28 protein-coding genes and 1 tRNA gene are annotated in these 24,536 nt (G+C 34.5%); 14 read left to right on the top strand and 15 right to left on the bottom strand.

Going from position 1 to position 24,536, the window contains the following annotated elements:
* Positions 1 to 27: 27 nt before the first annotated feature.
* Both Q0992_RS05900 and folP read right to left on the bottom strand, forming a co-directional pair.
* Entirely contained in the window at positions 28 to 750 is a 723-nt protein-coding gene (locus tag Q0992_RS05900) for a hypothetical protein (protein WP_299521418.1), read from the bottom strand.
* Positions 751 to 990: 240 nt separating this feature from the next.
* A complete protein-coding gene (gene folP / locus Q0992_RS05895) occupies positions 991 to 1,818 on the bottom strand; it encodes a dihydropteroate synthase (protein WP_299521417.1) in 828 nt (275 codons plus the stop codon).
* A 96-nt stretch (positions 1,819 to 1,914) separates the two neighbouring features.
* Here folP and Q0992_RS05890 point away from each other — a divergent pair, with 96 nt between their 5' ends.
* The 6 genes from Q0992_RS05890 to Q0992_RS05865 all read left to right on the top strand — a co-directional run bounded on the left by Q0992_RS05890 (position 1,915) and on the right by Q0992_RS05865 (position 7,279).
* A complete protein-coding gene (locus Q0992_RS05890) occupies positions 1,915 to 2,457 on the top strand; it encodes a DUF1599 domain-containing protein (protein ID WP_299521416.1) in 543 nt (180 codons plus the stop codon).
* An 87-nt stretch (positions 2,458 to 2,544) separates the two neighbouring features.
* Entirely contained in the window at positions 2,545 to 4,215 is a 1,671-nt protein-coding gene (locus Q0992_RS05885) for a BT_3928 family protein (RefSeq protein ID WP_299521415.1), read from the top strand.
* A 7-nt stretch (positions 4,216 to 4,222) separates the two neighbouring features.
* Positions 4,223 to 5,299 (top strand): ABC transporter permease, encoded by a 1,077-nt coding sequence (locus Q0992_RS05880; RefSeq protein ID WP_299521429.1) that lies wholly within the window; start codon positions 4,223 to 4,225, stop codon positions 5,297 to 5,299.
* Positions 5,300 to 5,382: 83 nt separating this feature from the next.
* Entirely contained in the window at positions 5,383 to 6,132 is a 750-nt protein-coding gene (tpiA, locus tag Q0992_RS05875) for a triose-phosphate isomerase (protein ID WP_299521414.1), read from the top strand.
* Entirely contained in the window at positions 6,133 to 6,969 is an 837-nt protein-coding gene (gene prmA, locus Q0992_RS05870) for a 50S ribosomal protein L11 methyltransferase (protein WP_299521413.1), read from the top strand.
* Between the two features lie 37 nt (positions 6,970 to 7,006).
* Complete coding sequence (locus Q0992_RS05865; protein ID WP_299521412.1) at positions 7,007 to 7,279, top strand: ATP-dependent Clp protease adaptor ClpS; 273 nt, start codon at positions 7,007 to 7,009, stop codon at positions 7,277 to 7,279.
* A gap of 28 nt (positions 7,280 to 7,307) precedes the next feature.
* Here Q0992_RS05865 and Q0992_RS05860 read toward each other — a convergent pair whose 3' ends face one another.
* The 7 genes from Q0992_RS05860 to Q0992_RS05830 all read right to left on the bottom strand — a co-directional run bounded on the left by Q0992_RS05860 (position 7,308) and on the right by Q0992_RS05830 (position 11,748).
* Positions 7,308 to 7,577 carry a heavy-metal-associated domain-containing protein gene (locus tag Q0992_RS05860; RefSeq protein ID WP_299521411.1) on the bottom strand — a complete coding sequence of 90 codons (270 nt, stop codon included), beginning with the start codon at positions 7,575 to 7,577 and terminating at the stop codon, positions 7,308 to 7,310.
* Between the two features lie 3 nt (positions 7,578 to 7,580).
* Entirely contained in the window at positions 7,581 to 7,775 is a 195-nt protein-coding gene (locus Q0992_RS05855) for a DUF2892 domain-containing protein (RefSeq protein ID WP_367277948.1), read from the bottom strand.
* A 23-nt stretch (positions 7,776 to 7,798) separates the two neighbouring features.
* Positions 7,799 to 9,205, bottom strand: a complete 1,407-nt coding sequence (locus Q0992_RS05850; RefSeq protein ID WP_299521409.1) for a rhodanese-like domain-containing protein — start codon at positions 9,203 to 9,205, stop codon at positions 7,799 to 7,801.
* A 69-nt stretch (positions 9,206 to 9,274) separates the two neighbouring features.
* Entirely contained in the window at positions 9,275 to 10,078 is an 804-nt protein-coding gene (locus Q0992_RS05845; protein ID WP_299521408.1) for a sulfite exporter TauE/SafE family protein, read from the bottom strand.
* Positions 10,079 to 10,495: a DUF6691 family protein gene (locus Q0992_RS05840; RefSeq protein WP_299521407.1), complete on the bottom strand. Its 417-nt coding sequence runs from the start codon at positions 10,493 to 10,495 to the stop codon at positions 10,079 to 10,081.
* 1 nt (position 10,496) lies between these two features.
* Entirely contained in the window at positions 10,497 to 11,054 is a 558-nt protein-coding gene (locus tag Q0992_RS05835; RefSeq protein ID WP_299521406.1) for a YeeE/YedE thiosulfate transporter family protein, read from the bottom strand.
* A gap of 58 nt (positions 11,055 to 11,112) precedes the next feature.
* Positions 11,113 to 11,748 (bottom strand): Crp/Fnr family transcriptional regulator, encoded by a 636-nt coding sequence (locus Q0992_RS05830; protein WP_299521405.1) that lies wholly within the window; start codon positions 11,746 to 11,748, stop codon positions 11,113 to 11,115.
* Between the two features lie 86 nt (positions 11,749 to 11,834).
* Here Q0992_RS05830 and Q0992_RS05825 point away from each other — a divergent pair.
* The 5 genes from Q0992_RS05825 to Q0992_RS05805 all read left to right on the top strand — a co-directional run bounded on the left by Q0992_RS05825 (position 11,835) and on the right by Q0992_RS05805 (position 14,539).
* Positions 11,835 to 11,908: transfer RNA gene (locus tag Q0992_RS05825), tRNA-Arg, on the top strand.
* 107 nt (positions 11,909 to 12,015) lie between these two features.
* Positions 12,016 to 12,279 (top strand): hypothetical protein, encoded by a 264-nt coding sequence (locus Q0992_RS05820; RefSeq protein WP_299521404.1) that lies wholly within the window; start codon positions 12,016 to 12,018, stop codon positions 12,277 to 12,279.
* 87 nt (positions 12,280 to 12,366) lie between these two features.
* Positions 12,367 to 12,819: a pyridoxamine 5'-phosphate oxidase family protein gene (locus Q0992_RS05815; protein ID WP_299521403.1), complete on the top strand. Its 453-nt coding sequence runs from the start codon at positions 12,367 to 12,369 to the stop codon at positions 12,817 to 12,819.
* A gap of 12 nt (positions 12,820 to 12,831) precedes the next feature.
* A complete protein-coding gene (locus Q0992_RS05810) occupies positions 12,832 to 13,602 on the top strand; it encodes a GNAT family N-acetyltransferase (RefSeq protein ID WP_299521402.1) in 771 nt (256 codons plus the stop codon).
* 7 nt (positions 13,603 to 13,609) lie between these two features.
* Positions 13,610 to 14,539: a hypothetical protein gene (locus tag Q0992_RS05805; protein ID WP_299521401.1), complete on the top strand. Its 930-nt coding sequence runs from the start codon at positions 13,610 to 13,612 to the stop codon at positions 14,537 to 14,539.
* A gap of 205 nt (positions 14,540 to 14,744) precedes the next feature.
* Here the strand turns inward: Q0992_RS05805 and Q0992_RS05800 are convergent, their stop codons facing one another.
* Both Q0992_RS05800 and Q0992_RS05795 read right to left on the bottom strand, forming a co-directional pair.
* On the bottom strand, positions 14,745 to 15,578 hold the full coding sequence (locus Q0992_RS05800) for a universal stress protein (RefSeq protein ID WP_299521400.1): 834 nt from the start codon (positions 15,576 to 15,578) through the stop codon (positions 14,745 to 14,747).
* A 198-nt stretch (positions 15,579 to 15,776) separates the two neighbouring features.
* Positions 15,777 to 16,229: a pyridoxamine 5'-phosphate oxidase family protein gene (locus tag Q0992_RS05795; protein WP_299521399.1), complete on the bottom strand. Its 453-nt coding sequence runs from the start codon at positions 16,227 to 16,229 to the stop codon at positions 15,777 to 15,779.
* A gap of 156 nt (positions 16,230 to 16,385) precedes the next feature.
* On the opposite strand from Q0992_RS05795, the gene Q0992_RS05790 reads away from it, so the two are divergent.
* A complete protein-coding gene (locus Q0992_RS05790) occupies positions 16,386 to 17,225 on the top strand; it encodes a universal stress protein (protein WP_299521398.1) in 840 nt (279 codons plus the stop codon).
* Here the strand turns inward: Q0992_RS05790 and Q0992_RS05785 are convergent.
* Positions 17,222 to 17,380, bottom strand: coding sequence for an SsrA-binding protein (locus Q0992_RS05785; protein ID WP_299521397.1), 159 nt, complete (start codon positions 17,378 to 17,380; stop codon positions 17,222 to 17,224). The two genes, Q0992_RS05790 and Q0992_RS05785, sit on opposite strands and share 4 nt — an antisense overlap.
* A 593-nt stretch (positions 17,381 to 17,973) precedes the next feature.
* Between Q0992_RS05785 and Q0992_RS05780 the strand changes: the two genes are divergently transcribed.
* Complete coding sequence (locus Q0992_RS05780) at positions 17,974 to 19,929, top strand: endonuclease (RefSeq protein ID WP_299521396.1); 1,956 nt, start codon at positions 17,974 to 17,976, stop codon at positions 19,927 to 19,929.
* Positions 19,930 to 20,014: 85 nt separating this feature from the next.
* Here the strand turns inward: Q0992_RS05780 and Q0992_RS05775 are convergent, their stop codons facing one another.
* Together Q0992_RS05775 and Q0992_RS05770 are read right to left on the bottom strand one after the other, a co-directional pair.
* Positions 20,015 to 21,955, bottom strand: a complete 1,941-nt coding sequence (locus Q0992_RS05775) for a M56 family metallopeptidase (RefSeq protein ID WP_299521395.1) — start codon at positions 21,953 to 21,955, stop codon at positions 20,015 to 20,017.
* A 2-nt stretch (positions 21,956 to 21,957) separates the two neighbouring features.
* On the bottom strand, positions 21,958 to 22,317 hold the full coding sequence (locus Q0992_RS05770) for a BlaI/MecI/CopY family transcriptional regulator (RefSeq protein ID WP_299521394.1): 360 nt from the start codon (positions 22,315 to 22,317) through the stop codon (positions 21,958 to 21,960).
* Positions 22,318 to 22,479: 162 nt separating this feature from the next.
* On the opposite strand from Q0992_RS05770, the gene Q0992_RS05765 reads away from it, so the two are divergent.
* Complete coding sequence (locus Q0992_RS05765; RefSeq protein WP_299521393.1) at positions 22,480 to 23,430, top strand: calcium/sodium antiporter; 951 nt, start codon at positions 22,480 to 22,482, stop codon at positions 23,428 to 23,430.
* Between the two features lie 49 nt (positions 23,431 to 23,479).
* Here Q0992_RS05765 and Q0992_RS05760 read toward each other — a convergent pair whose 3' ends face one another.
* Positions 23,480 to 24,496, bottom strand: coding sequence for a glutamine synthetase beta-grasp domain-containing protein (locus Q0992_RS05760; protein ID WP_299521392.1), 1,017 nt, complete (start codon positions 24,494 to 24,496; stop codon positions 23,480 to 23,482).
* Positions 24,497 to 24,536 lie beyond the last annotated feature (40 nt).

Raw genomic sequence — 24,536 nt, 5'->3', positions numbered from 1 at the left:
TGCTTTTTGCTAATTTAAGAATTTATGTTAATAAATGAATTCGTTAGTATCTATTAAGGCTTTATCAGATTTTAATTTTTCTAATTCTGATTTAATTGATATGTAGTCTTGAAAACTCAAATTTTTATTAAAGTTAAGTACAATCTTGACCGAATTACCATATTCTTTCTTGATAAAGTTATTGTAGGCAGAAATTAAATTCTCTTTTGAGAACTTTATATTCAAGTCAATAACTTTTGAAAAAGTAACATTTTGTAGGCTGTTGATGTTCATAAAACATAAACTATCTATTTCTGCCAATTTATAATTTGAATCGCGATAATTAACATCCGTAAACTCAATAAACCCTAAATTTTCAATAGTGGTATCGTTACAAGTAAAGTAATTTTTAGCGCCTTCTTTTTTATGCATGGACTTTTTTTTGCGCTTTTCTTGTAGATACTGAATATGCGGTATTGCTTGCTTGAGTGTTAAGCGTTTATCCACGTTAACTAACCAGTTGGTTGTACCTATAAGATTTTTTCTATTAAATAGAGTAGAGTCGGGTTGGGTGCCATCATAAAAAATATAGGCTGGTGATACATCCAAGACTTCGGTAATCTCAGCATTTTCAATTTCTGGCAGTTGTAATACGCGCTCATTACTGCAACCTGAGGTAAGAATGCTCAAAATTAAGATTAAGCTTAGTTGGTAAATTGGATAATGATGTATTCTAAAATTTGTCAATTCGAGTATTTTTTTGATTTGCATTTAATTAATATTGTAAATATCAAAAAAATGTATCGAGAATAGAATTTTATTTCAAGAAACCTTCTTCTCGATAAAAAAAGTTGCTTAAAAAATAATTTTCCAGGTCATTTCGAGTGTAGTCGAGAAACTGCAGGTTCAGCGAAGCTAAATCTCACCCATCATTTTTAATACATTTCGACTGCCTGTCCGCCGTACAAGACTTTGGAAGGCGCGGCGCTCAATGTAACAGTTCCTTTTGTATTAATGATTTGTAAGTTGATTAAACAAAGTAACACATTCCACAGCTTCTTTTACATCATGTACTCGCAAGATTTTTGCTCCTTTTTGTAAAGCCACCATGTGTAACGCTGTGGTGCCGTTTAAGGCGTCATTAGAGGTTGCGTTCAAAGTTTTGTAAATCATAGATTTTCGAGAGACTCCAACCAAAATGGGCTTATCTGCAATTTGAAGCAATTCCATATTGTTGAGCAACTCATAATTTTGCTCCAAAGTTTTGGCGAAACCAAATCCAGGATCGATAATAATATCATTGATTTTTTCGGTGTGTGCTTTCGCAATTCGTTCAGCAAAATAAAGATTGATGTCTTTAATTAAATCGTTATAATGAGTTTGCTGTTGCATGGTTTTAGGATTTCCACGCATGTGCATCATAATGTAAGGGACACCTAGTTGTCCAACTGTTGATAGCATATCTCCATCGAGATGACCTGCAGAGATATCATTGATTAAAGTAGCACCAGCTTTAATACTCTTTATGGCGACACGACTTCTAAAAGTGTCCACAGAAATTAGGGCTTCTGGAAAATGTCTCAAAATAATTTCAATCACAGGAATGACGCGACCGAGTTCTTCGTCTTCACTTACAAAATCAGCGCTAGGACGAGAGCTATAACCACCAACATCTATAAATGTAGCACCTTCACTGAGCATAGTTTCTACCTGTTTCAAAATAGAAATTTCATCTTTATACTGTCCACCATCATGGAAGGAATCTGGTGTAACATTAAGGATACCCATCACTCTAGGTGATGACAAATCAATCAATTGGCCTTTGCAATTTATGGTCATAAAACTTATTAAAGGAGGCTGCTTAAAACTTTAAACCTCAAACTTTGAACTTCTAACTTATTTATGCGAAATTTACGCAAAATATAATAGTTTTAGATGCAGGATACCTCAAAACAATATGATGCTATTATTGCCAAATGTAGAGCACTTTTTGTGAATAAGATGAGCGATTATGGTAGTGCTTGGAGAATCTTAAGATTACCGTCATTAACCGATCAGATTTTTATAAAAGCACAACGTATTAGAAGTTTACAGCAAAATGCCGTGAGAAAGGTGGATGAAGGAGAAGTCAGTGAATTCATCGGAATCATCAATTATTGTGTTATGGCTTTGATTCAATTAGAAAAAGGGGTTGTAGAACAACCGGATTTAAACACTAAGGAAGCTACCCAGCTTTATGATGAAAAGGTTGCCTTTACTAAGCAGTTGATGCTCGATAAGAATCATGATTATGGTGAAGCATGGCGCGATATGCGTGTGAGCTCCCTAACGGATTTGATCTTACAAAAGTTATTGCGCGTTAAACAAATTGAGGATAATGCAGGCAAAACTATTGTTAGTGAAGGCATTGATGCCAATTATCAGGATATGATTAATTATGCAGTATTCGCCATGATTCATTTAGGTGAATCTAATTGATTCAGTTTAGAATTGGTCGCTGAGGCTCTCGAAGCGACTATAAACTAAAAAACATGTGACTTTAAGAGCCTCAGTCACCAAAGATTTATGAAATATTTAGTACAATTTAGTAGAATTTTTGTTGGGGTCTTGTTCATTATTTCAGGATTTATAAAACTTAATGACCCGTTAGGCTTTTCGTATAAGTTACAGGAATATTTTGGTGCAGATGTATTAAATATTGAGTTTCTAATTCCTTATGCCCTGTTGATTTCTGTTTTTGTTGTTGTGTTTGAGGTGATTTTAGGCGTCTTTTTGTTAATAGGCTATCAACCAAAATTTACGGTATATAGTTTATTGGCTATGATTTTGTTTTTTACCTTCTTAACGTTTTACTCAGCCTATTTCGATAAGGTAAAAGATTGTGGTTGTTTTGGTGATGCCTTAAAGCTGACACCTTGGGAAAGTTTTACTAAGGACGTTATTCTTTTAGTATTGATATTGATATTAGTATACGGTCTTAAGCATATTAAACCAATTTTCACAAAGCTACCGACTACTGTAATTGCACTTTTAAGTTTTATAGTATCACTTTGGTTCGGCTATCATGTACTGATGCATTTACCGTCTATAGATTTTAGAGCCTATGCTATTGGGAAAAATATTCAAGAGCAAATGATAATTCCGGAGGATGCAGCAAAACCTGTTTTAGAATATACTTGGACTTTTAAAGTGAATGGTGAAGAACAAGAATTCGTTACCAATGGTAGTTACCCTTCTGTGGATGGTGAATATGTTGGTGTTGAAACTAAGACTATTGATGAGGGTTATATTCCGCCAATACAAGATTTCTCTATTGAATCTGAAGACGAAGATTTAACCACCTATTTCTTAGAGAAAGAGAATTTAGTCCTAGTTGCGATGTACAATATAGACAACTCGGAGACTGATGGTGTTGTAAAGTTAAAAGCCTTTACAGATGAGGCTATAAAAAAGGGATATACAGTTATTGGATTAACCTCTTCAGGTAATGAAGAGAAAGAAAAAATAAAACGAGATTATAAGTTGAATTTTGACTTTTACTTGTGTGACGAAAAGGTGATTAAAACCATTGTGCGCGCTAATCCAGGAATTGTTGTACTCAATAAAGGGACAGTACTTAATAAAGCGCATTGGAATGATATTGAGGATATTAAATTACAGGAATTACCTAATGCACTACCTAATCTTGATTTTAACCTTAAGCGTCAGCTCGATAGCGTTTTAGTTGAAGATCAACGATATAGAAGCAACATGTCAATGGATACATGGAAAAAGCAGATGGAGATTGATAGCTCAAATCTAAAGTTTATTAAAGCTATTATTGAACAAAAAGGTTACCCAGGTAAATCTCTAGTAGGAGAGCCAACCAACACATCGGCTTGGTATGTTATTCAGCATTCTAACAGTATAGAAGAATTTCTTGCATTAATAAAAGAAGCAGCTGCAAATGGCGAATTGCCTTATCGATTAGCGGCAATGATGGAAGACCGATATTTAATGGGACAAGGGAAAGAACAAATTTACGGAACACAAGGAAGCTCCTACGGCCTCAACTCTGATAACCCAACCAGTTTCATTTGGCCGATAAAAGATCCAGAAAATGTGAACAAACTAAGATTGGAAGCTGGATTTTTAGATACTGTTGAAGAAAATGCCAAACGCATTTTTGGTGATGATTTCGAATTTAGAAACTACACAATCGAAGAGGTTAATAAAATTATTGCTTCTTATAAATAGTTAATCTCTGCTAGCTTATCTTTTAAATAAAATTTTCTATGCCTTTATCACCTTGTTAGGTGTAGTCACAGTCATTTTTTTCTTGTTTACCATTCTTCCTGGCGATCCAGCTAAGATGATGTTGGGTCAAAATCAGAGCGCTGAACAGGTCGAGACCGTGAAGAAAAAGTACGGTTTTGATAAACCTCTTGGCACCCAGTATATATATTATCTCAATGATTTGTCACCGATTTCTTTTCATTCTAACAATGAAGAAGACTATACCTATTTAAGTACAAATAAGTATAACGCATCAAAGCTGTTCACAATAGGTAATATAACAACAGTTGTTAAAACCCCTTATTTAAGGGAATCTTTTACCAAACAAGGTAAAAAAGTAACAGAAGTCATAGGTGAAACCATTCCCAATACCTTTGTTTTAGCGGTATCAGCCATTATAATTGCCATTACACTTGGTATTATCCTCGGTATAATTTCAGCATTATATAAGGATAATTGGTTAGACAAAACGATTCAGGTGTTAAGTACGTTGGGTATGAGCGTTCCTTCTTTTTTTAGTGCTATTTTGTTTGCTTGGCTGTTTGGGTTTGTACTTCACAAATACACCAATTTAGAAATGACAGGTAGCCTTTATGAACTCGATGACTTTGGCGAAAAGATGACCGTTAAATGGAAAAATCTGATACTTCCAGCTATTGTTTTGGGTATACGACCATTGGCAGTCGTTATTCAATTGATGCGTAATTCGTTGTTAGAAGTGATGAGTCAAGATTATATAAGAACAGCTAGGGCAAAAGGATTGAACGAGTTTCAGGTAATTAAAAATCATGCGGTAAAAAATGCCTTGAACCCTGTAGTAACGGCAATTTCGGGTTGGTTTGCTTCTATGTTGGCTGGTGCTGTATTTGTAGAATATATTTTTGGCTGGAATGGTTTGGGAAAAGAAATTGTCAATGCCTTAAATACCTTGGATTTACCTGTAATTATGGGTGCCGTATTGGTTATCGCGATTGTTTTCATTACTATTAATATTTTAGTTGATGTCATTTATGCATGGTTAGACCCACGTGTAAAATTGACTTAACAATTACATGACAACGATACCTCTTCTTTCTTTATTAAAGTCTTATTTTTGTATACTTAATTAAGAACTCAATACATACTACAATGAGAAAACATATTGTTGCTGGAAACTGGAAAATGAACAACGGTATAATTCAGACCGAAACATTGATTGCCGATTTAAAAAAACAAGAAAAGACTTCTAATGCTGAAGTTATGATAGCGCCTACATTTACAAACTTATGGCATGCTTTTCAATCTTCAAAACAAAGTGGTATAGAAGTGATTGCTCAGAATATGCACTTTGCTGAAGAAGGCGCCTATACTGGTGAGATAAGTGCTGGTATGTTGAAGAGTATTGGGATTCAAACGACTATTTTGGGTCATAGTGAACGTCGGGCCTATTTTAATGAAACGGATGAATCTCTTGCTAAAAAAGTAGATGCAGCCATGGCCAATGATATACGCGTAATTTTCTGTTTTGGTGAGGAATTATCTGATCGCAAAGCAGGAAATGAAGCATCTGTAGTTGAAAGCCAAATTAAAAATGCATTGTTTCATCTAAGTGCAGATGCTTTTACAAATATTGTTTTGGCCTATGAACCTGTTTGGGCTATTGGTACAGGTGAAACGGCTACACCAGAGCAAGCCCAGGACATGCACGCCTTTATAAGAAAAACACTGGCCGAAAAATATGGGAACGACCTCGCTGATTCTGTTTCTATCCTTTATGGTGGTAGTGTAAAGCCAAACAATGCAAAAGAGATTTTTTCAAAACCAGATGTTGATGGTGGTTTAATTGGAGGTGCTTCTCTAAAAGCAGAAGACTTTTTTGCGATTGTGAATGCTTTTTAAGTGATCAATCCAATTTACATAGGTTACGATTTTAAGGTAGAACCACTTCAGCCTGCAAGCGAAATACTTATTGCAGAATTAGGTTACGTTGGTTTTGAAAGTTTTGTGGAAAGCGAAGAAGGTGTAACGGCTTACATTCAAAAGAATGATTGGAATGCCTTTATTCTTGAAGACATCCATATTCTAAGCTCTGATGAGTTTAAAATCACCTATGAGTTCAATGAGATAGAGCAAACCAACTGGAACGCTGAATGGGAAAGAAATTTTAAGCCTATAGTCGTTGATGATTTGGTAACCGTTCGAGCACCCTTTCATGAAAAACCTAGCACAAAATATGATATCATTATAGAGCCAAAGATGAGCTTTGGTACAGGTCATCATGAAACAACGCATATGATGATTCAACATATCTTGAAGAATGACTTTAAAGAAAAATCAGTTTTGGATATGGGTTGTGGTACAGGTGTTTTAGCGATTTTGGCAGAAAAAGTAGGGGCAATGCAACTCGATGCTATTGATATTGATAATTGGTGCTACATTAATAGTTTAGAAAATGTAGAACGTAATAATTGTGAGCACATTTCGGTTTACGAAGGAGATGTTAAGCTTTTAGACGGGAAAAATTACGATATCATTATAGCCAACATTAATAGAAATGTATTGTTAGCGGATATTCCACATTATGCAAAATGCTTAAATGCCAATGGGATATTGCTTTTAAGTGGCTTTTATAAAAATGATATTTCTCTAATTGAAGAAAAATGCAACGTGTTTTTGTTAAAATTGGAGGAAATTATACAAAGAGGTGAGTGGGTGTCGTTAAAATTTATACATTAGCTTAGTAAATCGAGATATTCTCAAATTCCTTTGCGCTATGACAAAAGAAAAACAGTCTGAAGAATTACTCCTTGAAGAGGAAGTTATTAAGCAAAACGAAATAGTTTTATTTAATGACGATGTTAACACATTTGACCATGTTATAGATACACTGATTTATGCCTGTGATCATACACCAGAGCAAGCAGAACAGTGTTCTATTATAGTTCACTACAAAGGAAAGTGTACTGTAAAAACTGGACCTTATGAAGATTTAAAACCACGATGTTCTAAGCTCCTCCAAGCTGGACTTAGTGCTGAAATCGTATAAAAGAAAATCCCACGAAAAGTGGGATTTTTTATTTTGTCATTCTACCTATAGCACAACTCACAAAGGATTTGGCTTTTTTAGGAAGTGGATTAGCTTCCCCAACCATAGGATAACCGAGGTCTGATAATTTCTTTTTTATAGTCTCGAGTTCCTTTTCCGAATTATAATTAAGACTAACTTCGTCTGTATTATTATTTACAGTAACCTCAGATACTCCAGTTAGCTTAGAAAGTTGGGTTATAATGGTATTGGCACATCCACCACATTTAAGATTCTGTATTTGTAGCGTCGTTTCCATAAATCAGTTTTTTATTTTACAAGTACTTATGCCTAAAATACGATAAAGAGGACAGAAATTAATAAGACTGGTTACCAAAAATATTATTGCAACAGCCATTAGAATATATGCCAGGGTACCTTCAATAATATTAAAATAATATAATAAAGCAACGGCTATAGCTATAATCACCCTAATACCTTTATCTAAATTGCTCATGTTTTTTCTCATAATTTTCAATTTTAAAGTGTTGATGGGCAAACAAAATCAGTAGTTGGTAAATCGGTTTTTTTAATGGCCCCAAACCCACCAGCTATATCTATAAGATTATTAAAGCCCCTAGCCTTGAGGATGGATGCTGCAATAACCGATCTGTAACCACCTGCACAGTGAATATAGTAGGTTTTATCTTTAGAAACTTCATTCATTTTTTCGTTAATGTAATCTAAAGACAAATGTTGAGCTTGTTCAAGGTGCATGCTATTGTATTCACCATCTTTTCTAACATCTAAAATATTAATGTCTGCAGACTTTGCTCTATTGGCAAATTCTTCTGCGGAAATGGATTCTAAAGTATCTATCTCTTTACCCGCATCTTTCCAAGCTTCAATACCTCCCTTAAGATAGCCTAAAGTATTGTCGTAACCGACGCGTGATAGACGTGTCACGGCTTCAGCGGATTTACCTTCAGGAACAACTAAAATTATAGGTTGTTTTAAGTCGGTGATTAAAGCACCAACCCAAGGGGCAAATTGACCGTTTAACCCAATAAATATGGAACTAGGAATATGGCCTTTAATGTATTCTGATTGGGATCTTACATCTAAAACCAATGCGGATTCGTGATTTGCCAAAGCTTCAAATTCTTCCGGACTTAAAGGTGTATCACCTGTTTTTAAGATAGAGTCGAATGCATCGTAACCCATTTTGTTCATCATAGCATTTTTTGCAAAATACTGTGGTGGTGGTGCAATGCCATCAAGCACTTCTTTTACAAATTCTTCTTTGGTCATATCTGCACGTAGCGCATAATTGGTTTGCTTTTGTTCTCCTAAAATACCAACGGTTTCTTTGCTCAGATTTTTTCCGCATGCCGAACCAGCACCATGGGCAGGATACACGATGACATCATCAGCTAAAGGCATAATTTTAGTGCGGAGTGAATCGTATAACATTCCTGCCAAATCTTCTTTGGTCAAGTCAGATTTGATAGCGAGATCAGGGCGGCCAACATCACCTAAAAACAACGTATCACCAGAAAAAATAGCATGGTCCTTGCCATTTTCATCTATTAAAAGATACGTCACAGATTCTAAAGTATGCCCTGGGGTATGTAAGATCTTTATGGTTAGTTTTCCTAATTTTAATTCTTCACCATCTGTTGCTGAATGAATATCGTATTCTGTAGATGCTCCAGGTCCAAAAACTATGGTAGCCCCAGTTTTTTCTGCTAAATCAATATGGCCAGAAACAAAATCGGCATGGAAATGTGTTTCTAGAATGTACTTTATTGTTGCATTATTAGCTTTGGCTCTATCAATATATTGTTGTGTTTCACGTAGAGGGTCTATTATAGCAACTTCGCCTTCAGATTCTATATAGTAGGCACCTTGTGCCAAACATCCTGTATATAATTGTTCGATTTTCATAGTTCAAAATATTTAGTACAAATTTACAAAAGTTCAAATTTTGATATGTGACTTTTATCACAAAGACTGTTAAAACAGTTCTTTATATATAATGTAGACGGCCATTATTAAGGTGAAATAGCCAAAACCTATCTTTAGTTTTTTACCACTGATAAATTTAGAAATATAGACTCCGATTATGATTCCTACTATAGAAATACTAGTAAATACTAGAAGAAACGGCCAGTTGATTTCTAGATTCGATAAGTCGCCAAGAAACCCAATCAATGACTTTACGGCAATGATTAGCAGAGATGTACCGACGGCTTTTTTCATGGGTAATTTAGCTAGTAATACTAAAGCCGGAATAATTAGAAAACCACCTCCAGCACCCACGATACCTGTTAATACTCCTACTACTAGACCTTCAATAGCGATTAAGGGGTAATTAAATTCTTGTGTTTCGCTTTTTGTTTTTCCAAGTGAATCGCGCTTGTTTCTAATCATAGAAAAACTTGCCAATAACATTATTATGGCAAATAACACCATGATGAAAATGCTGTTGGTAATATCTAAATTGCCAATACTGAATACGACATCTGGTATCATTTGTACCAAATAGCGTCTTGTTAGATACACCGCAACAAAAGCAGGAACAGCAAAAATGACTGCCGTTTTTACATCCACAAGTCCTTTTTTAAAATTTTGAAATGCGCCAATTACTGAGGTAACTCCTACAACAAAAAGGGAATAAGCAGTAGCCAAAATAGGATTTAGTCCAATAAAGTAAACGAAAATAGGCACAGTTAGTATAGATCCACCACCACCAATAAGTCCCAAAACTAAACCAACAATTAATGCCCCAAAGTAACCTAAGATTTCACTTAGTTCCATTTAATGAGGTAATTTATCTTTAAGAAGGCCATATATAAAAGTACCCAAAAGTGCAGCAGCTATGACTATTACCATTGAAAAAACTCCCGTACCCACTAAAATATACATTGGACCCGGACAGGCGCCACATAGCGCCCAACCTAATCCGAATATTGTTCCACCGATTATATATCTAAATAAGCCTTTGGCTTTTAATGGAACTTTGAGATGCTCACCTTCAATCGTTTTTACTTTTAATCGTTTGGAAATTAGCAATAACAATATTCCAGAAACTACTGCAGTACCAATAATACCATACATATGAAACGACTGGAATTTAAACATTTCGAATATGCGGTACCAAGACACTGCTTCAGACTTTACCAATACAATTCCGAAAAATAGGCCGACCAAAAAGAACTTTATATATTTTCCCATTTTAAAACAATATTGGATAAATAAAATGTATCATAAACAGGCCACCTAAGAAGAAACCAACTACGGCAATTAGAGATGGTAATTGCAAACTACTCAGTCCTGTAATTGCATGACCAGAGGTACAACCACCAGCATAGCGTGTGCCAAATCCAACCAATAAACCACCTGTAATTAAAATGGCTATGCCCTTTAAGGTGAAAACATTTTCCCAACTAAACAGTTCTGGTGGTAATAGACTTTTTCCGGCATCATTAAAGCCAAGACTATTTAGATCGTTAATGGTGTTTTTGCTAAGGTCTATATCGATAGGATTGGATAAATAATGATGAGCAATAAATCCGCCAACAATAGCACCAAGCACTACAACAAGATTCCAGCGTTGGCTTTTCCAATCGAATTTAAAAAACTCCACTTTTTTACCTGCACCACTCATAGCGCAAAGCGTCCTAAGATTAGATGACATTCCGAAAGTTCTACCAAAATAGAGCAGAAGAAACATCACAATTGCTATGCACGGCCCAGAGATATACCATGGCCAAGGTTGTAATATGTAATCCATAAATTTGATTTAAATGCAAAAATAGAATTCTTTAATTGTAGCTATGTTACTTAAGTTACTAAAACTCTAAAACGGATATTCTATTTCTGCCCAGTTCAATTTTTTGTCCCTTTTCCAGTTGCTTTAAAAGACGAGAAATGACCACTCTTGAGGTATGTAAATCCTCAGCGATTTCCTGATGCGTTATTTCTAAAGTGGTTGAAGCCGATAATTTTACTTGGTCAGTTAGATATTTAAACAACCGTTCATCCATTTTCATAAAAGCAAGTGTATCGATGGTTTCTAGCATTTCATCAAAACGGATTTGATAACTTTGCAATATAAAATTTCTCCAACTTTCATTATTATGAAACCAATGTTGCATCTTACCAATAGGAATCATAATTAAGGTAACGTCATCGTCTGCTACGGCTCTGATTTTGCTCACGGATTTAGCCATACAACAGGTTAATGACATGGCACATGTATCGCCAGATTCGAGAACATAAAGCAAAAGTTCGTCACCATTGCTATCTTCTCGCAGTACTTTTATATTTCCACTGATTAAAAGCGGAATAAAATTAAGGTCTTGTCCTATATCTATTATGATGTCGTGCTTTTTGAAAACTTTAAGGGATCCTGTTTGGGCAATACTATCAAGGATTTCTGAATCAAATTGGTAATTAAAACGCTGAAGAAGTTCTTTGCTAACCATATTTCAAAAATAATCAAATAGAACTTTGAAATAAATAGTTTGGTTGTTTTTTAATAAATGTCTTATATTTGCACCCATTAAAAAATGGCCTCGTGGCGCAACTGAATAGCGCATCTGATTACGGCTCAGAAGGTTACAGGTTTGAATCCTGTCGAGGTCACATCAAGTACAAAACCTGCAAGTTATTGCAGGTTTTGTTATTTTTCAAAAAGATCAAAATTTCAATTTTGAGACTTTAGAAAATGGCAAAAGACAAAGCGTAAGCTTTTGGGTTTTGTATTTGCGGAAGGGAGTTTATTCTGGATGTTTGAAGAAAATCCTGTCGAGGTCACTGCAGCGGAAAATTTATCTAAATTGATAGGTTCTCCGTTTTTCATTTTCGATAATTTGTTCGATATCAAAAGGGGTGGTTTTTTTAAGCTATTGATACAATCCATATTTATGCATAGCTATTGGGTGTACGATGTAAAAGGTACTTATTGGGTAATAAAGCATAGAATACGCTTAAGGCATCTTGATAAATCATCATAAATGAAGCATTTACTGATTAATGTCATTGAAAAATAATTGGCAATCCCTTAATTTACATGTTTAAGAACAGATTAAGTATTTGCAGCCATGATTTGTAATTTAAAAAAGCATAGGTGTCAGCAACTATTAAATGAAAATTATATAGGGCATTTAGGCTATGTTTTTAAAAATAAACCTTTTGTACTTCCTATTACATGCTACTACAATATACTCAAAAACACCATTATCTGTTATTCTGGCGAAGGTCATAAAATAAAGGCATTACGAGCTAACAAAAATGTGTCTTTAGAGGTCGCTGAAATTAGTTCGGTTAATAAATGGCAATGTGTAGTAGTCGAGGGGATTTATCGCGAGTTCCAAGGGAGTACCGCGAAACTTAATTTGCATAATTTTTTTGAAGGAGTCAAAAATCTTATTCAAAAAAAGGAAGGGAAAAATCCTCAATTTATAAGTGAATTTTCAAGTAAGATATATAAACAAGGGCCTCCTGTGGTGTTTGAAATAGCCATAAGTGATGTCTCCGGTAGAGAACGTAAATAAAAAATAGCCCAAATGAGTGAAGAATCTTTAAAAATTATTGATGTTACAAAGGATAACGTTTACAAGGAAACGTTGTTCTGCATAAAAGATATTAAAAAACCTGGTTTTGAAAGCAAACGCAAATGGTTCGAAAAACGCCTTAATGAAGGGTTAAGCCTCAGGATTCTGAAAGATGGTGCTGGTAAAATGATTGGTTTTGTAGAGTTTATTCCAGTATCAAAAGCCTGGAGGCCAATTGATGGGGACGATTTTCTGTTTATACACTGTATGTCTGTGCTCTCTAAAAAAGACCGAAATCAAGGGTACGGTAAAATGTTAGTGCAGGAAGCCGAGAAAGAAGCCAAAAAACTTAATCTATCAGGTTTGTGTGTTATGACAAGTAATGGATCGTGGATAGCAAACAAGACTATTTTTGAAAAATATGGTTTTACAGAAGTCGATAAAAGAGGCCGTTTTGAACTGCTATCAAAAAAATGGAACTCTGCAGCAGAGCACCCCACACTTTTAGATTGGACCGAAAAACAGAAACAATATCAAGGTTGGCACTTGGTGTATGCCGACCAATGTCCATGGCACGAAAAATCGGCATTCGATCTCTTAAATACAGCCATGGATTTTGGGATAGAATTAAAACTCACTAAATTAGAAACTTCCGAACAAGCTAAAAATGCGCCATCAGGATTTGGTGTTTTTAGTTTATTGTATAATGGTAAACTCATTGATGACCACTACCTTAGTGCAACACGCTTTAAAAATATATTGAAAAAAGAGCTCAACCTCTAATTTAGTTATGACTTACGCAGAACTCATGGATTGGTTACTCAAAGGTGATGTTTCCATACAATACCAGACTTATCGTGATTTATTGTTTGAAGAAAGGATTGATTTACAAAAAAGAATAGCTACTGAGGGTTTTGGTGTACAGTTTTTATCACAACGACAACCCAATGGACATTGGGGAGAGGCGTTCTATCAGCCCAAGTGGATTTCCACGCATTATACCTTACTCGATTTCTGTAACTTAAGTCCAACAAGAGATAATTCTGTTGTTAAAGATGCGATCCATTTGATTTTGAAGAATGGCTATGCGGAAGATGGTGGCATTCCATTAGGACCATCAACAATGAAACACAGCGATGTTTGTATTAATGCTTTGTTTTTAAAGTATGCCTCTTATTTTAATACAGAAGAAAAAAGATTGCGCCCTATTGTTAGTGGCATACTTAAAAAGCTTATGCAAGACGGTGGCTTCAATTGCAGGGTAAATCGGTCTGGTGCCGTACACAGTTCTCTCCACACCACATTATCAGTGCTTGAAGGGCTCACGGAATACCTCAATGCAGGCCATACTTATCTAAAGGCGGAAGTTTTGAATGCCATTGCATCCTCTAAGGAGTTTATACTGATGCACCAGCTATTTCTTTCAGATAAAACAGGAAATATTATCGATAAAAGATTCTTAAAGTTTTCATATCCAAGACGTTGGCGCTATGATATTTTGAGCGCGTTAGACTACTTTCAGCATTCTAAAACACCTTGGGACTATCGTATGCAAAAAGCTATTGACATTATTTTAAAAAAGCGTAACAAAAATGGTACTTGGAATTTGCGGGCCAAACACCCAGGACAAACCCATTTTGATATGGAAAAAGCTAGGCAACCAAGTCGATGGAATACCCTAAGAGCACTACGTATTTTAAAATTTTACAAAACCCTCTAAATTGATGAATATCATTGTAGTGGCCTAACAATTTATGTTCTTTTGAACAAATCAATTATCATACTGTTAGGCATCAATATAACACTTCTAATTCTATATTAAAGTTTATCTATTGTTAGCACCTATAAGTTTGGTCATAAATGCAGATAAAAACATATGATTACCGTATGCATTACACACCACAATTCTATGATTTGCAATTTTTCTAAGCTGGAATAACTAAGAAAGGAGTGCTTAAATGCATCGCAATCTTAGATATTGTGGGCTTAAAAAATAGGTTTTCAAAAAACATACGTTTATTGTTAATCATTGCTAAGAGCTCGGATTCATTTTCTTGTTGGTAATCATATATAATATCCGTAATGTTTTTATCTTCTTTAATAACAATGTTGGTTTTAAAATCAGAAAAAGCTTCTTTTAATAATACTTTATGCCTACGTTGGGTGGATGTAAGCCCTTTCAATGAAATATGCAGAATATTGATTTTACTTTGATGCAATTCTAAGACCTTAACAATAGTTTTTAAGTGATTGTATGAGAATGACAAATTTAAATCTGACGGGAACAATATATTTTGAATACCATTAAATTTATAATCGCCAGGTACCGCGACCACAGGGCAACAGCGTTTATTAATTACCTGAATAGTATTGGTGCCAAATACCACTCTATCCGAACCTGTCTCTCCTTTAGTTCCCATCACTATGAGATCAATATTGTTTTGTGAGGTAACATGGGCAATCTGATCGGGCAAAAACCCTTTGATCACTTCTATTTCAAATTCTTGATTATTCCCATAGTTTCCCATCATTGAAAATGCAAAATCATAAAGTCGCTCTCTGGTTTCGGCTTGAATCACTTCATGAATATTCTTTCCGACAAGACCCTTTTCGATTTGATACTCATATGAGAAAATTACTGGTGGATAACAATGTAAAAAATGAAATCTGCAATCTTCATCCTTATAAAATTCTAGAGCATATTTAATGGCATTTTCAGAATTCTGGGAAAAATCGGTAGGTAATAAGATAGATGTCATAGCTAATGGATTTTGAATTTCTTCGATATTAAAGTTACCGATGCCATTTAAATTTTCCCATGATATTTATCAGCTAAGACAAGGTCCCAGACTTTAATACATAACAAAACAAGTCCTCAGCTAATATTAACAGTTTGTTGCTTATATTTTATTTATAATCTAAATAAGTACGTGTTTTTAACGAAGGGAATATCTGGACTACGCTCTCATTTTACCTGTCATATCTTCAATTTTAATGAGAAAGACGATTGGTGTTTCTTGATTGTAAATTTTGCTCGAAAACTCACTGATATAATCCAGATCTTTATGTTCCTTTTTTAAGATGATGTCTTTAATGCCCAAAGAAAATTCATGCAAGTATAGTTTGGCTGTGCCACCATCAATCTCATTGTATTGGCCATGTGCTAAGACCGATTGCCATTGATTATTAGCGTAGATGTCTGCAACAGCCAGAGAGACCGATGGTTGTCGTCGCATGGCATCAATTTTATGCCCATTACCAGAATAGCAGATAATGTACTTTTCTTTTTCATTGTAAAAAAAGGTGATGGGAATGCTATAAGGTCTGTTGTTGCTAATATAGGATAGATAGCCTATGTAATTGTTTGTCAATACATCTGAGCACCTTTTGTAATCTAAACTTTTAATCATGACCAAAAAATTTAAGTTAAAAGATACCAACTAAAACACTATTTTTTAATGATATTAATCAGCTTTGCGAAGAAAGTTATGGCATAACTTATGAACTGATAATTATCATTCGCTTTTTAATATTGTTTTTTTAAATTGATGGAAAGTAGATAGACGATGAAAAAAATATTGCTTCTAACCGATTTTTCTGATAATTCAATTAATGCAATGAATTATGCGTTGAAACTGTTCTACAATGACTTTTGCGACTTTTTTGTTCTTAATGTTCAAGATTCGTTGAGCTATGCTTCAGACGATTTAATGGCGAGCAAATCTGGAGAAAGTCTTTATGAGGTTTTGATTTTGGAGAATAAAAATAAATTAAAGCGTATAGTAGATTGTCTGAAACTAAACGCCAATGATAGATTACACACCTTTAAGCCTATTGTGGATTATGACTTGTTCATTGCTGCCGTAAAACAAACGATAGCTAAGGAAAATATTGAATATGTGGTGATGGGAACCAATGGAGCTTCTAACTTGCGCGAAGCTATTATGGGTAGTAATGCCTTAAAAATTTTAAGACATGTTGATTGTAATACTTTAGTAGTGCCTGAAGGTTACCAATATAAAAAACCCAACACAATTCTATTAGCTTTAGATACCGATGATTATGCCGACCATAAAACCGTCATCGACATCATGGAGCTCATTCATAATTTAGGAGCTTTTATCAATGTAGTAAGGTTTGTGTCATCGGATAACAATATCCAATCTAAGATAAATCTCGACAAAGAACTATTGCTAGAACTCATCAACGAAAATAGGTTTATGTATAAAACGGTTTCCAACATTCCATTATCCAATGTTTTAGTGGACGAAGACTTATCCAAGGATGCGGATATGATTACCTTAGTAGGTCAATTTAAAGGCTTTTTTGAACGTTTGTTTAGCGATTCGAGTAAGACTAAAATCAGTAAAAATCTAATTCTTCCGTTAATGATATTTCACCATTAGACCTTATCTAAAGCATTTTTAGTGATATAGGCACGCCAACCTATTATCGCCAGTTGTAGTTTACTGGCCTTGCTTAGGTCTAATCTTCTTTTAGAGTAACTCGGTAGAACTACCTTATTAAGTTTTGCAATAATCTTGAAGAAGGATGTCTTCATGCTCTACATTGGTACTAAAAACTAATAAATTTTGTTGACTGTGGGTTGGAAGCAAAAATAGTAAAACTTATTCTAGAACTAAGTTTTACATTTTTTTGATTTGTTTTTTGATTGGTTTTAATTTAGAATATTGAAAATATAATATCAATAATCAGTTTTGCTAATGTCATCATAATTTTTGGTTTAGAGGTTAATAATTTCCTTTAATTTCTTGATTGAGTTTTCAATATATATAGGCAACAAATAATCTTCCAAGCGTTTTTATAAAAATCGATGAATTTGCATTTAAATTTATAAGTAAAAAAATAAAAACTATTACTAAAATGTGTGACTTGTCTTCAAATAAAATTTGAATTGTAATTAAAAATGTAATTTATGATTATAATTTTATATATTTCTAGGTGCTTTTTTAGGTAAATTTTAAAAACGTAGAGGCGTTTCATCTTTAAAACCTCTATTTTTTGGTATTTCATCTTTTTTGAGTTTTGATTTACTGATGATTATCATAGTATTTCTTGTACAGTTTTTGTAAATAAATTTCACGTAACCTTAAAAGCATTTTTTTACAACTATCTTTGTGAAAAATGAATAACATGCATAGAATATTTACCGCACTTTTATTTTTGGTATTTAACTTTTCTTGGACGCAAATTTTGGTCATTAACGAGTTTGATCCAGACTCACCAAGTACGGATACTGCAGAGTTTATAGAATTAAAGTCACAGGTGCCAAATTTCTCTACCAATGGCTTTATACTTGTGTTTTTTAATGGTTCCACAAGCGGAGCAGATTCTAGTTATATGGTTATTGATTTGGAAGGCTTCCAGACTGATAATAATGGACTGCTTGTTATCGGTAGTGAAGGAGTGTCACCATTTCCACAGCTTATAATAGCTGAAAATGTTATACAAAATGGAGCAGATGCTGTAGGGATTTATCAGGCTAACATTACTGATTTTCCCGAAGGTACCTTAGCAACCCAAAATAATCTCATAGATGCTATGGTGTATGGCACAAATGATGCTGATGATACCGTACTTCTAGGTTTGCTAGGTGAGACGATACAGTACAATGATAATGGTACAAGTGCAAATCCAAGATCCATTCAGCGCTTTGTGGATGCTATGGATAATGAATCTTATGCTACAGCTACACCAACTCCAAGACGAGAAAATGATGGTTCGGGTAACGCTATAAATCCAGTATTAATTTCTGTGAATGATACTCAATTTAATGAGGGTGCTACTTTTGATATCACCTTTACAGCGGAAAGCAATGTGACTTCAGACCTAAACTTTACGATTAACTTAGACAATTTCACATTCAATACCATGGATTATACTGGGAATGTTAATCTTACGATTGCTAGTGGTCAAAATACGACAAGCACTACCATAACTATTATTGACGATGCAAATGATGAAGGAGATGAGGTGATGGAAATTCGGTTTTTGAACCTAGTAGAACCTATTGTAGCATCAAACAATAATGTAGAGGTTAGGGTAGTGGACAATGATTTTACCATTGCTGCTTGGGGAACTCCTGTAAATCCTACAACAGGTATAGTGCAAAGTACGCAACCAAATGGCTATTACGATAGTTTAGATGGTCTGGCGGATTTGGCACTGAGGCAAGCATTACAAGATATTATTGCAAATCCGAGTACAGTTAGGGCCCAGACCTATGCTGATGTCATTGATATTTTAAAAGAAGCCGACCAAAATCCAGAAAACAGCAATCAAGTTTGGTTGTTATATAGGGAAGAAGGACGTGCAAAATTAGACTTACAAACGGGTAGTAACAATGCTGGCAAGTGGAATAGAGAGCATACCTTTCCAAGGTCTAGAGGTGGATTTGATGATATTGAAGCCGATGAAATAGCGGATGGTATTGACGTATTTTGGACTACGAAAGCAGATTCGCTAAGACATGGAAACTCAGATGCTCATGCGTTAAGAGCAGCAGATGCTGCTGAAAACAGCACACGAGGAAATCAGCATTATGGACAATATGTAGGTCCAACCGGTACTTTAGGAAGTTTTAGGGGAGATGTAGCTCGTAGTGTTTTGTATATGGAAATCAGATACAACGGTTTAGAAGTTGTTAATGGGTTTCCCGACACCGTGGGTCAATTGGGAGATTTAGCAACACTTTTGGATTGGCATAGAAACGACCCGCCAGACGATTTTGAGATGAATAGAAATAATGTCATTTATAACTGGCAAAGAAACAGGAACCCTTTTATAGACCAGCCACTTTTGGTAGAATATATATGGGGAAACAATGTTGGCGAGCTATGGGATCAGTCACTAAGTATTGAAGACAATGAATTAGAAAATTTAGTAATTTATCCAAATCCTACTGATGGCAGAATATATCTGAAGGGTGATTCTGTAGTTAGTCTTGAAGTGTATTCTTTACAAGGAAAACTCTTAAAACGATTTGATAACTTCAGTAATTATGTTGAACTTAACTTAAGTTCGGGCTTATACATCCTTAAGATGATTAATGAAGGCAAATCTTATGTTCAAAAATTGATTGTGAAATAATCTATTTAATAGATAGAATAAAAAAAGCCAAACTTCATAATACTGAGTTTGGCTTTTTCTGTTGATTGATTGATGAAATTAAAGACTAATTCTTTTTTGTTTTAACTATAATTACTCCGTTTTTTCCTTTATCTCCATACTTTTTAATAGCACTTTCGTCTTTAAGAACAGTTACGGATTCAATTTTTTTTGGATTTAGTTTCGTAAATTTCTCTTTCGAAACTTCTTTGCCATCCACTATATATAAAGGGTTTTCCCCGTTAAGACCTGAGATGTAAATATTATTATCTCCATCTTCATCCCCAATAATTATTGTGCTTTTGGTTTCGTCGTCGTCACTAACCCAAACATTTTTACCTTTTTCTTCTATAATAATATCTGCTTTTACATTTACATCTTCTAAGCTATCAATTACTATGGTTTCGATATTGTCGTTATCCACGTCTTCAACAATAACTTCAATGACATCGTCATCTCCAGAAATCACCTCTACATTCTTTAATCTTTTTACGGTTTTTACTTTTCCTTTTTTCCCGTTGTTCCTTACAACTACTCTAGACTCGTGTACTACATCCACATCGTTATCATGCTCCTCGGTGATAACATATACATTATTGCCTTTTCCTGATTTATGGATTTTATAATCTCCGTCTTTATGTGTTTCGTAAACAAATGTGTTTTTTCCATGTTTTGAATGGCCGTTACCAATTGAGATGCTCTCATTTTCGATATCATATACAATTTTTATTGGGCTTATGGCTTCGTCTGAACTAATATTATAGTTGGCATTGGAGTTTTTTGATTTTGCGTCTATTTTAATAGCTGTGATTTCCCTACTGCGATTACGTTTTACGCTTTTAAACTTCAATGTAAGGCCATCTTTCTTAAGATCTGCTTTTATTTTGTCGAGTTCGGCATCAGTAGTGTTCTTATCAATTATCGTAATTGAGATACCACCTACATCCGAAGTGCTATTTTCGCTTTTAGAAGTGGCCTTAGCAGTTAATTTACCTGTAGTTTTGGTGTTGTTTTCTACTTTGGTCGCTTCTTCTTCTTCTTCTGTTTTTAAAGTCGAAGTTTCTTTAGACTCTAAATTTTCATATAAATCATTTAATTGATTAGAAGCTTCAATTTGTGCTGTATTTGCTGAATCCTTTGGTCTTTCTTTTTCAATGAAGATTTCCTTAGTATTAAAGCTCATTAAAAAAAGTGCGAGGATTGGTAAGACTAAGCTATACTTCCAAACATTTGCTTTTTTTGATTTCGATTTGTGTAACATAATTATTCTTTTTTTGATTTGTGAATTATAAAAATTATTAGTGGTTAAGTATTTATGCTGCGGAGCGCTTGCTTTCAATAAAATAAGCTGATAGCTTTTTTCACAGGAAGAAAAGTCCTGGGCCTTTTTATCTGCTATAAATTCTAGATTTTGCTGTACCTCTTTTTTGTATAACCATATTAATGGATTGAACCAAAGTAATACGCATGACAGCTGAGTCAAAATAATGTCAATAGAGTGTAATTCCCTTGCGTGAGCTTTTTCATGATTAAGGATGTGCTGCAATTCTTCACGGGTATACTTCTTTGGGTTATAAACAATCCAATTAAAAAACGAAAAAGGAGGAATATCATTCTCGGTTTCGATAAAAATGTAGGAGCCATTTTTAAAAAATCTATGTTTTTTAAATAATAATTTAAGTGAGGCAAGTTCAATCAGTAACTTTCCTAAAAAGAAAATTGCACCAAAAGTATAAACTATAGAGGCCAACCCAATCCAATCAAATGCCATTTCGTTAGGATTCTCTAATACCTCAGGAGAATTAATGTATAATATAGAGCTATCCATAACTGTTGGTGTGTATTCGACATAAATTGGTATGACGATTAGTGGCAGCAAAACAGAAGCTAAAAGCCCAATCAGTAAATAACCACGATTGGTCTGAAAGAAAGTTTCGCGTTGCAGAAATAACTTATAGAGTACATAAAATATAACGATTACGGCTGATGCTTTTAATAAATATTCCATGGTTATTCCTTGTTTTCAATTAGTGAAATAATCTCTTTGAGTTCGTCGACGCTTATCTTTTCTTCTTTGGCAAAGAAGGATACTACATTTTTGTAAGAGTTGTTAAAATAATTCTCGATAGCAGTTGTCATAAAACGCTTTTTGTAATCTTCCTTTGATACAATAGGATAATATTGATGTGTCTTACCAAATGCATTGTAACTTACATACCCTTTATCTTCTAAATGTCTAATAATTGTAGACAATGTATTGTAATGTGGTTTTTCGGTTTTAATCTCTGCTAGTACATCTTTTACAAAAGCTTTTTTGAGCTTCCATAGAATATGCATTATTTCTTCTTCTTTATTTGTTAACTTTTGCATTTGATATTAGTTTTGGTATCCGAGATTCAAATATAACTATTTTTATAGTTATAAAACTAAAATAATAGTTATTTAACGAAAATTTTAGTTTTTCGTTGCTTTAAAAATGAAGTGTTATCTTCGCCGTTCAATTAAAAAAAGGATTAGATATTTGATAATAAGATGAGTGTATTTCTTGTGCTTATTGGTTTGGCGTCGCTTGTTGTAGGTGGTGATTTTTTGGTGAGGGCGTCCGTTGGACTTTCCTTTAAGCTCAAAATCTCTAAGTTGGTTATTGGCATGACCGTTGTGTCGTTTGCAACATCAGCACCAGAATTATTGGTGAGTTTACAAGCTGCTTTTGATGGGGTTACCGATATAGCCTTAGGTAATGTCATAGGGTCTAATATTGCAAATATCGGCTTGGTTTTAGGGATAACAGCAATCATCTCACCCTTGGCGGTCGATAAGGATTTTTATAAGTTCAATTGGCCAATGATGATGTTGGTCTCTTTTGTACTTTATTTCTTTTTGAAGAATGATATGGTATTATCGACCATTGAGGGTGCAATTTTATTTGTCGCCCTTATTTTATTCCTCTATATACTGATAAGGAGTTCAAGGAAATCGATGAAGGCTAATTTAGAAGATGTTGATGATACCTTGGCTGTTGTTTCAAATTTTAAAATAGTAGCTTGGCTTTTAATAGGTGCGGCCGGTTTGTATTTTGGGTCAGAATGGCTTGTTGATGGGGCGAAACAATTAGCCAAGACGGTTGGTGTAAGTGACTATGCCATTTCTGTTACGGTTATAGCGATTGGTACAAGTGTTCCGGAATTAGCTGCTTCTGTCATTGCGGCATTAAAAAAGGAAAAGGCAATTTCTCTTGGGAATCTTATAGGTTCTAATATCTTTAATATTGCTTCTGTTTTAGGTTTGACGGCCATTGTAAAACCGATAGAAGTAAATCCGAATACACCTGAGATATTATCCACCAACATTTTTTGGATGATTGCTTTTGCCGCAATTTTGGTGCCTTTAATTCTTATACCCAAACGTTTTCAAATTAATCGAATTAAGGGACTCCTTTTGTTTGGTGGCTATATTGTCTTTATCGTGTTAGCTCTAAAATAAAAAAGTCCGCAATTGCGGACTTTCTCTCATATAGTATTAATTGCAAATTTTAAACATCTGCACTTTTTACAGTTTTAACAATTCTTCCTGCAACTTTATAAGGATCTGCATTAGATGCAGGACGACGATCCTCTAACCAACCTTTCCATCCTTTTTCTACCGTAATAATAGGAATACGGATCGATGCACCTCTATCGGATACACCATAGCTAAACTCATCGATAGATTGCGTTTCATGCTCACCTGTTAAACGCTGGTCATTAAACTCACCATATACGGCAATGTGTTCTTTAACAACAGGTCTAAATGCTTCACAGATTTTTTCATAGATTTCTTGGCTACCAGCTGTTCTAAGAGTTGTGTTAGAAAAGTTAGCGTGCATCCCAGAACCATTCCAATCCATTTCTTTCCCTAATGGCTTAGGATGATATTCAATATAGTACCCGTATTCTTCAGTTAAACGATCTAACATGTAACGTGCAATCCAAATTTCATCACCAGCTTTTTTAGCCCCTTTAGCAAATAATTGAAATTCCCACTGACCAGAGGCCACTTCTTGATTGATACCTTCAAAATTAAGACCTGCTGCGATACAATAATCGGCATGGCGTTCAACAAGTTCTCTACCATGGGTGTTACGTCCACCAACAGAGCAATAGTATAAACCTTGAGGTGCAGGGTAACCACCTACGGGGAAACCTAAAGGCAATTGTGTTTTTCTATCCATTATAAAGTACTCTTGCTCAAAACCGAACCAGAAGTCATTATCATCATCATCTATAGTTGCTCTACCATTAGACTCATGTGGGGTCCCATCAGCATTTAATACTTCAGTCATTACTAAATAGCCATCTTTTCTTGCTGGATCAGGATAGATTGCAACAGGCTTTAATAAACAATCCGAAGAATCACCTGTAGCTTGTCTTGTAGAACTACCATCAAAAGACCATATAGGGCAATCTTCTAACTTACCACTAAAATTCTCCTCAATTTTAGTTTTACTTCTCATGTTTTGAGTTGGCTTATAACCATCTAGCCATATGTACTCTAATTTAGATTTACTCATCATTATACAATTTATAATTTGACCATGCAAAGATTAGCTT

Origin of the sequence: Winogradskyella sp. (assembly GCF_028289625.1) — a bacterium.
Taxonomy (GTDB): domain Bacteria; phylum Bacteroidota; class Bacteroidia; order Flavobacteriales; family Flavobacteriaceae; genus Winogradskyella.
This window is presented reverse-complemented; position numbering and strand designations above follow the sequence as displayed.